We start from the raw sequence: 9,372 nt of genomic DNA on the forward strand, positions 1-9,372 counted from the left end.
CATTGCAGAGCGGCCGGCCAGCCCAGATCTCGAATCTTGCAAAAGCGTTTCATGACGCCGGCCGATCGACAGGGGAAGCGGACGCCGCATCAACCTGGCGCGGAATCGCTTCGACAACGTGAGGACGATTAGCTGTGCGGTCTTCGACTCGCGAGCCTTTCTTCGACGCCGGGGCTTGGCGTATCGCCACCGTATCTGCACCCTTTGTCGTGCAAGGTGTCTTGGCGTTGCTGATGTTCACCTTATGGCTATTGGGCGAGGGGCCGTTCAAAACACATAGTGCGTACGCAGGCGAGCGCACCTGGATGGTGACTGCAACGCTTATCGCCACGGTGGTGTCATTGTTGATCAGCGGCGCACTGGTGGGGTCGCCGTCGCCGCGACGTCGTGGTATCTCACTTAGCCTCGCCGGCTGTTCCGCCCTTGTACTCATCGGCGGGCTCTTTTACGCCTACCTGACGATGCGTTGAAAGGGATGCGCTGGTGGACACAACGCCTTCTGCCCCAATGAATGACCGTTATGGGCCGATCAGTTTTCTTGTCGCGCTGGCGCATATCTTCGTGATTGACTTTGCCACTTGGCTCTTCATGCCCTGGCTGATCTTGATTCTTCTTGCGGTACCCGTATTGCTTGTGTACATGGGGATTAGTGCTGCTTTTGCGCGGGCCAGCGGCAAGACTGGCCAGATCGGGCGCGGAATGCTTTGGGGCAGTCTCTCCGCACCGTTGTCAGTGCTCATATTCGTTCCGGTCTGGGCCATCGCCCAAGCGATAGGCCCAATCTGACGAAACGCACGGCTGTAACCCCGCTCGCTCACCCAGCGGCGAGTATCTCCGGGAGAATAAGCCGTGCCAGCTACTATCGCTTGGGTGTCGGACGGCGAACAAGGCAAACCACGTCGGCGCCGGGGGCGGCGCCGTGGCCGTGGCGCTGCGACTTCGTCCGAGAACCAAACCACCGGTCAAGCGACCGGGGACTCGACGGCAGCCACCAAGTCACGTCGATCGCGGGCATCTCGCCGCGGACCGGATCAGCTGCGCACGGTCCACGAAACCTCGGCCGGTGGGCTGGTCATCGACGGTCTCGACGGTCCGCGCGAGTCACAGGTCGCCGCCCTGATCGGGCGCATCGACCGACGCGGACGGATGCTGTGGTCGCTGCCCAAGGGGCACATCGAACTCGGTGAGACGGCCGAGCAGACCGCTATCAGAGAAGTAGCCGAAGAGACGGGCATCCGGGGCAGCGTGCTCGCCGCACTGGGCCGCATCGACTACTGGTTCGTCACCGACGGCCGTCGCGTGCACAAGACCGTGCACCACTACTTGATGCGTTTCTCCGGCGGCGAGCTGTGCGACGAGGATCTCGAAGTCGCCGAGGTCGCCTGGGTGCCCATGGGGGAACTGCCGTCCCGACTGGCCTACGCCGACGAGCGCCGCCTGGCCCGCGTGGCCGACGAGCTGATCGACAAGCTGCAAAGCGATGGTCCGGCGTCGCTTCCGCCGCTGCCGCCCAGCTCGCCGCGGCGCCGCCCGCAGACACATTCGCGGACTCGGCATTCGGACAAACCGGCCGCCGGCCGGAAGAACGGCCACGGACCGGGGCCGTGACAGCTCCGCATCTGTGTTGGGCCGGCTTGGTGCGCATCGCCGCCGTGCTCGCCATCGTGGCCGGGCTTGCGGTACTCACCGGGCCGGTGATTCCGCGTGCAGCCGCCGGCGAGCCGGGCGTGACGCCGTTTGTCCGGGTCCGCATCGACCAAGTCACCCCGGACGTGGTCACCACGACCAGTCCGCCCGTCGTGACCGTCAGCGGCATGGTGACCAACATCGGCGACCGTCCGGTCCGCGACGTGATGGTCCGGCTCGAGCACGCCGGCGCCGTCACCGCTTCCGCGGGCTTGCGCACCACGCTGGACGGTGACACCGATGGCTACGAGGCCGCCGCGGATTTCCTCACGGTGGCGCCCGAACTGCAGCGCGGGCAGGAGGTCGGCTTCACCCTCTCGGCGCCGCTGCGTTCACTGACCAAGCCCTCGCTGGGAGTCGAAAAGCCCGGCATCTATCCCGTCCTGGTCAACGTGAACGGCACGCCCGACTACGGCGCTCCCGCCCGGTTGGACAACGCGCGCTTCCTGCTGCCCGTGGTCGGGGTGCCGCCCGATCGCGCCGACGACGTGGGCTCCGCCGTCGCGCCCGACACCTCCAAACCGGTGCTGATCACCATGCTGTGGCCGCTGGCCGACCGGCCCCGGCTGGCCCCCGGCGTGCCGGGGGGAACCATCCCGGTGCGGTTGGTTGACGACGACCTGGCCACCTCGCTGGCGAGCGGCGGCCGGCTGGACATCCTGCTGGCCTCCGCCGAGGTCGCCACCAGTCACGACGTCGACCCCGACGGCGCCGTCGGCCGCGCATTGTGTTTGGCGATCGACCCGGACCTGCTGGTCACCGTCAACGCGATGACCGCCGGCTATGTCGTGTCCAATTCCCCGGACGGCCCGGCTCAACTGCCCGGCACCCCCACCCACCCGGGCGCCGGGCAGGCCACCGCGACCGAATGGCTGAACCGCCTGCGCGCGCTCGCGCACCGGACCTGCGTGGCTCCGCTCCCCTACGCGCAAGCCGATCTGGATGCCGTACAACGCGTGAACGATCCCGGCCTCAGCGCCATCACCACCACGAGCGCCAACAGCATCATCGACAAAATCCTGGACGTCTCCTCCACCCGCGGCGCCACCCTGGTGCCCGACGGCCCGCTGACCAGCCGCGCGGTGAAGCTGCTCAACGCGAATGACAACACGGTCGCCATCGCCGCCGCCGACTTGTCGGCCGCCGAGGCGCAGGGCTCCGCCGAGACAAGCGTCGACACCGCGCCCCGGCGGGTGTCCCCGCGAGTCATGGTCGCGCCGTTCGACCCCGCCGTCGGGGCGGCGCTTGCTGGAGCGGGCACCGCCCCCGAGGCGCCGACGTACCTGGACTCGTCCCTGACGGTTCGGCTGGGACATGACTCGGTGACCGCGCGCCGCCAGGACGCCCTGGGCTCGATCTTCTGGCACGCGTTACGCCGCGACGACCCCCGCGCCCAGATTCTGGTCCCGCCGACGACGTGGAATCTGCAGGCCGATGACGCCCAGGTCATCCTGACCGCACTGACCACGACGATCCGGTCCGGTCTGGCGGTGCCGCGCCCGCTGCCCGCGGTCGTAGCCGAGGCCAACCAGGCCGCACAGTCCCGCAATGATCCACCGGAGGAGGTCGGCGCCTACAGCTCCGCACGCGGCCAGTTCAGCGACGACGTCACCGCCGGGATCACCGGTCAGGTCGGCCGACTGTGGGGATTGACGTCATCGCTGATGACCGACGACCGCACCGGGCTGACCGGCGTCCAGTACACCGCTCCGCTGCGCGAGGACATGCTGCGCGCGCTGAGCCAGTCCGAACCGCCCGACACCCGCAACGGGTTGGCTCAGCAACGCCTGGCGGTGGTCGGCAAAACGATCAACGACCTGTTCGGCGCCGTGACGATCGTCAACCCTGGCGGCTCTTACACCCTGGCCACCGAGCACAGCCCGCTCCCGCTGGCACTGCACAACGGCCTGGCGGTTCCGATTCGGGTGCGGCTGCATGTGGACGCGCCGCCGGGCATGAACGTCACCGACATCGGTCAGATCGAATTGCCGCCGGGTTACCTACCGCTGCGCATTCCGGTCGAAGTGAACTTCACCCAACGTGTCGCCGTCGACGCGACCCTGCGGACCCCGGACGGTCTTCGACTAGGCGAGCCGGTGCGGTTGTCGGTGCATTCCAACGCCTACGGCAAGGTCCTGTTCGCTATCACGCTGTCCGCCGCGGCGGTACTTGTTCTCCTGGCCGGCCGCCGGCTGTGGCACCGCTTCCGCGGCCAGCCGGACCGCGCCGACCTGGACCGCCCCGACCCGCCCGAGGCCCGGCACGCCGCCGAAACCGGTGAAGCGGGCGACGACGCCGATCAGCGGTTCGAACAAGAGCACCGAGTATGACGCCCGCCTATCGGCAGGCCCAACCACAGCACCGCCTGCCCGAGCCGCCGAGGCCTTCCCGGATGTCGGGCTCACCGCCGACCGGTCCGTTGCCACCCGTTGCCGCCGAGATCGACCGTCGACGCCCCGAGCTGTCGGACGCGGCGCTGGTATCGCGGTCGTGGGCGATGGCCTTCGCCACGTTGATCAGCCGGCTCACCGGCTTCGCTCGCGTGGTGCTGCTGGCCGCGATCCTGGGTGCCGCGTTGTCCAGCGCGTTCTCGGTGGCCAATCAGCTGCCCAATCTGGTGGCCGCGCTGGTGCTGGAGGCGACGTTCACCGCGATTTTCGTGCCGGTGCTGGCGCGCGCCGAGCAGAGCGACCCCGACGGCGGCGCGGCATTCGTGCGGCGCCTGGTCACGCTGACGACGGCGCTGCTGATCTTGGCCACCGCGCTGTCGGTAGTGGCGGCCCCGCTGTTGGTGCGGCTGATGCTGGGCCGCGACCCGCAAGTCAACGAGCCCCTGACCGTCGCGTTCGCCTACCTTCTACTGCCCCAGGTCCTCGCCTACGGCCTGACTTCGGTGTTCATGGCGATTCTGAACACCCGCAACGTGTTCGGGCCCACGGCGTGGGCGCCGGTCGTCAACAATGTCGTCGCGCTGATCACCCTGGCGGTCTACGCGCTTGTTCCCGGTGAGCTCTCCGTCGATCCCGTCCGCATGGGCAACGCCAAGCTGCTGGTGCTCGCCGTCGGCACCACGCTGGGCGTTTTCGCCCAAACCGGACTGCTGCTGGTGGCACTGCAACGCCGACGCGTCGACCTGCGCCCCCTGTGGGGAATCGACCAACGGCTCAAGCGCTTCGGCACGATGGCCGCCGCCATGGTGCTCTACGTGCTGATCAGCCAGCTCGGACTGGTTGTCGGCAACCAGATTGCCAGCACCGCAGCGGCATCCGGCCCCGCGATCTACAACTACACCTGGCTGGTGCTGATGCTGCCGTTCGGCATGATCGGCGTGACGGTGCTGACGGTGGTGATGCCGCGGCTGAGCCGCAACGCCGCGGCCGATGACACCAAGGCCGTGCTCGGCGACCTGTCGCTGGCCACCCGCCTGACGTTGATCACGCTGATCCCGATCGTGGCGCTCATGACCGTCGGCGGTCCCGCGATGGGCAGCGCCCTGTTCGCATACGGCCATTTCGGGGGCGTCGACGCCGGATATCTGGGCGCCGCGATCACTCTGTCCGCGTTCACACTGATCCCCTACGGGCTGGTTCTCCTGCAGCTTCGGGTGTTCTACGCACGCGAACAGCCGTGGACACCGATCGTCATCATCCTCGTCATCACGGCCGTCAAGATCCTGGGCTCGGTGCTGGCCCCGCATCTCACCGACGACCCCAAGCTGGTGGCCGGTTTTCTGGGGCTGGCCAACGGCGTCGGATTTCTCGCCGGCGCGGTCATCGGCTACGTCCTGCTACGGCGCACCCTGCTGCCGACGGGTGGCCACCTGATCGGCGTCGGCGAAGTCCGGACGATTCTGGTGACGCTCACCGCGTCCATGCTGGCCGGATTGATCGCCCATGTGGTCGACCGGCTGCTGGGGCTGGACCAGCTCACCGCGCACGGCGGCGGTGCCGGTTCGCTACTCCGCCTGTTCGTGCTGGCGCTGATCATGCTGCCAATCATCGCCGCGGTCATGTTGCGCGCACAGGTCCCCGAGGCGCGGGCGGCGCTGGACGCCCTCCGGTACCGCATCACGGGCCGCGGACCGCGTCCGCGCAAACCGAGTGCGAAGGATCGATCGTCTCACCGCCGCCCGGTCACGTACCCTGAGCAGAGGAATTCGTCCCCGCCTGGGGTAAATGCGGTCCAGGAGCCGACCCGGCGCAGGCCTCCAGAAGGGGCAGACCGAGCCCGGCTAGCGAAAGGACCGGAGGTGACCGACCGCCCGATGGAGAGCGCAGCCCCCAGCGCTGGGCCTGACGCAGGTTCAGGTACTCCGCTGCCGCGGCCGGTCGCCGACGACTTCCAGCCTGACATTCCGGCCGAGGAGCCCCCGCGGTCCGCCCCGCGCCCGGCTGATACGGCCAATGGCGATATCGGCGGTGAATCCCGGCGCGGGCCGAGCCCGTTCGAAGTGCCCCGTGGGCGCCCCGGGGATTCGGCGGGAGACGACGTGCACTTGGTCCCCGGTGCTCGGATCGCGGGCGGTCGGTATCGGCTGCTGGTGTTCCACGGCGGCGCCCCACCGCTGCAGTTCTGGCAGGCGCTGGACACCGCGCTGGACCGGCAGGTGGCGTTGACCTTCGTCGACCCGGACGGCGCCCTGCCCGACGAGGTGCTCCAGGAGATCTTGTCGCGCACCTTGCGGCTCAGCCGCATCGACAAGCCCGGTATTGCCCGCGTGCTCGACGTGGTGCATACCGGCTCGGGCGGCCTGGTGGTCTCCGAGTGGATTCGGGGCGGTTCGTTGCAGGAGGTCGCCGACACCGCACCCTCACCGGTGGGCGCCGTGCGAGCCATGCAGTCGCTGGCCGCCGCCGCCGACGCGGCCCACCGCGCCGGCGTGGCGCTGTCGATCGACCATCCCAGCCGAGTGCGGGTCAGCATCGAAGGCGACGTCGTGTTGGCCTACCCGGCGACCATGCCCGACGCCAACCCGCAGGACGACATCCGCGGCATCGGCGCCGCGCTCTACGCCCTACTGGTCAACCGGTGGCCCCTCCTGGAAAGCGGGGTGCGCAGCGGGCTCGCGGCGGCCCAACGCGACTCCGCGGGCAACCCCGTCGAGCCCATGTCCCTCGACCGCGACATCCCCTTCCAGATCTCCGCGGTCGCCGCCCGAGCGGTCCAAGAGGAGGGTGGGATACGCAGCGCCTCAACCCTTTTGAACCTGCTCCAGCAGGCCACCGCCGTCGCCGACCGTACCGAGGTGCTCGGCCCGATCGACGATTCGCCGTCGCCGTCGACGGCCCTGATCTCACGCGGCCAGGAGGAGGCGACGTTCGCGCGCCGACGGCGCAACCTGCTCATCGGGGTCGGGGCCGGCCTTGCCGTCATCGTGGTGGCCCTGCTGGTGCTGGCGTCGATCGTGAGCAAGATCTTCGGCAACGTCGGCGGTGGCCTCAACAAGGATGAGCTCGGGCTGAATGGCCCCTCCTCCTCGTCCGCGTCGGCGTCGTCGAGCGCCCCGCCCGCGGCCGCGGGCAGCGTCGTCAAACCCACCAAGGCGACGGTCTTCTCCCCCGACGGGGACGCCGATAACGCGGGAACGGCCGGACAGGCCATCGACGGTGACCCCTCCACCGCCTGGGCGACCGAGGTCTACACCGACCCCGTCCCCTTCCCCAGTTTCAAGCAGGGCGAAGGGCTGATCCTGCAGCTGCCCGGCCCCACCGTGGTCGGCCAAGTCACAATCGACACACCCAGCAGCGGGACCAAAGTCGAGATCCGAGCGGCATCCTCGTCGGCGCCGTCCAGCCTCAACGACACAACGGTGCTGGCCCCGGCCTTCACACTCAAACCCGGGCATAACGTGATCCCGGTCAGGGCCGGTTCGCCGACGTCGAATCTGCTGGTGTGGATCTCCACGCTGGGATCCACCAGCGGCAAGAGCCAAGCCGGTTTTTCGGAGATCACGGTCCAGGCCGCGTCCTGATCCGCGGCGCGTTCCGAACACTCACATCACGCCGTCCGAGTGAAGTGCTGCCTCATACGCGATTGGTTACTGTCCGGCCGTGGGCTTCGGGAGAAATGCCAAGCGCGAGCGCAGTGACGCCGAGCTGTTGGCAGCCCATGTGGCCGGCGACCGTTACGCCTTCGGCGAGCTCTTCGGACGTCATCAGCGGCACCTGCACCGGCTTGCCCGCCTGACCACCCGCACTCCCGAGGACGCAGAAGACGCGCTGCAAGACGCCATGCTGTCGGCGCACCGCGGTGCCGGTGCGTTCCGGCATGACGCCGCCGTGGGCAGCTGGCTGCACCGCATCGTCGTCAACGCCTGTCTGGATCGGCTGCGCCGCACCAAAGCCCACCCGACCGTCCCGCTGGAAGACATCTATCCGGTGGCGGACCGGACGGCTCAGGTTGAGACCACGATGGCAGTGCAGCGGGCCTTGATGCGGCTTCCCGTCGAGCAACGGGCCGCCGTGGTGGCGGTCGACATGCAGGGCTACTCGGTGGCCGACACCGCACGGCTGCTGGGCGTCGCCGAAGGTACGGTCAAGAGCCGCTGCGCGCGCGGTCGGGTCCGGCTCGCGGAGCTGCTGGGCTACCTCAACGCCGGCGCGCACGCCCTGCCCGACACCGCCGCCGGCCAGGCCTGACCACCGGAGAGGCGGCCGTCCCGCGGGGGCATGCGTGGCCATCGGTGCGTGCATGACGGACACTGGGTCCGATGAATGCGGCGGACAACGATGCGGCGGATCACCGTGACGCGGGATCAGGCCCGCCGCTGACCGTCGAACTCCTCGCCGACCTGCAAGCCGGGATTCTCGACGACGAGGCCGCCGCCCGTGTCCGCCAACAAATCCGGGCCGACCCGCACGCCGCCGGCGTGCTGGATGCCCTGAACCAGGTCCGCCGCGACGTGGCCGCCGTCGGCGCCGATCCAGGGGCGGCACCCGACGCTCCCCCGCAGGTGACCGGCCGCATCTCCGCGGCGCTGCGCTCGGCGGGTCCCGTTTCCGGCGATTCGACCGGGCCGGCCGCTCACACCGCCCGCCCGCGAATGCGTCCTGCCCGCACCATCGCCGGGGCCGCCGGCCTGTGCGCGGCGCTCGCCGCGGTCGGCTTCGGGACGGTCGCGCTCCTGCACGTTCCCGAATCCGCCCCGGATACCCCCGGCGACGTCCAGCACATCACTGTGTCGACGCCGCCGATGGAGATCCCGCTTTCGCAGAGCGAAATCCTCGGCCTGCTCGACCGCAGCCCCGATTACGGCACGCTCAGCGACCCGGCACGGCGCGCGTCCTGCCTCACCGGCCTGGGCTATCCGGCATCCACGCAGGTACTGGGTGCGCGCCCGGTCGAGATCAACGCCCGTCCCGGCGTCGTTCTGGTGATCCCCGGCGACAGTCCGCACGTCCTGGCTGTCTACGCGGTATCCCCGAACTGCAGCGCCGCCGATACCGGGCTACTGGCCAACACCCAGATCCCCCGCCCCTAGTGTGGTGCCATGGGTTGGTGCCCGTGCTATTCCAAACACCCGGGGAACAGCCGTGCCTACGCTGGCGTTTACACAGATTCAGAGACGATCGCTTGAAAGGTTTTCATGACCGCCGACACTGTGCATGACGTGATCATTATCGGTTCGGGTCCTGCTGGGTATACCGCGGCGTTGTATTCGGCGCGGGCGCAGTTGGCGCCGGTGGT

The 9,372-nt window shown here is 69.0% G+C and carries 8 protein-coding genes; all 8 read left to right on the forward strand.

Annotated features, from left to right (window positions below; all coding sequences use genetic code 11):
* Positions 1-221: 221 nt before the first annotated feature.
* Entirely contained in the window at positions 222-470 is a 249-nt protein-coding gene (locus A5782_RS19040) for a hypothetical protein (protein ID WP_231986728.1), read from the forward strand.
* Between the two features lie 13 nt (positions 471-483).
* Entirely contained in the window at positions 484-786 is a 303-nt protein-coding gene (locus A5782_RS19045) for a hypothetical protein (protein WP_369815653.1), read from the forward strand.
* Positions 787-870: 84 nt separating this feature from the next.
* Positions 871-1,608 (forward strand): NUDIX hydrolase, encoded by a 738-nt coding sequence (locus A5782_RS19050; RefSeq protein WP_067103482.1) that lies wholly within the window; start codon positions 871-873, stop codon positions 1,606-1,608.
* A complete protein-coding gene (locus tag A5782_RS19055) occupies positions 1,605-4,016 on the forward strand; it encodes a hypothetical protein (protein WP_067103484.1) in 2,412 nt (803 codons plus the stop codon). The genes A5782_RS19050 and A5782_RS19055 overlap by 4 nt, the downstream gene beginning before the upstream one ends.
* A 62-nt stretch (positions 4,017-4,078) precedes the next feature.
* Positions 4,079-7,657, forward strand: coding sequence for a murein biosynthesis integral membrane protein MurJ (locus A5782_RS19060; protein WP_067103486.1), 3,579 nt, complete (start codon positions 4,079-4,081; stop codon positions 7,655-7,657).
* Between the two features lie 79 nt (positions 7,658-7,736).
* Entirely contained in the window at positions 7,737-8,324 is a 588-nt protein-coding gene (sigM, locus tag A5782_RS19065; protein WP_067103488.1) for an RNA polymerase sigma factor SigM, read from the forward strand.
* A 71-nt stretch (positions 8,325-8,395) separates the two neighbouring features.
* Positions 8,396-9,166, forward strand: coding sequence for a hypothetical protein (locus tag A5782_RS19070; protein ID WP_067103490.1), 771 nt, complete (start codon positions 8,396-8,398; stop codon positions 9,164-9,166).
* 105 nt (positions 9,167-9,271) lie between these two features.
* The coding region (locus A5782_RS26270; protein ID WP_156624025.1) for an FAD-binding protein at positions 9,272-9,372 on the forward strand (101 nt) is incomplete at its 3' end.

This window comes from Mycobacterium sp. 852002-40037_SCH5390672 (assembly GCF_001665875.1).
Taxonomy (GTDB): domain Bacteria; phylum Actinomycetota; class Actinomycetes; order Mycobacteriales; family Mycobacteriaceae; genus Mycobacterium.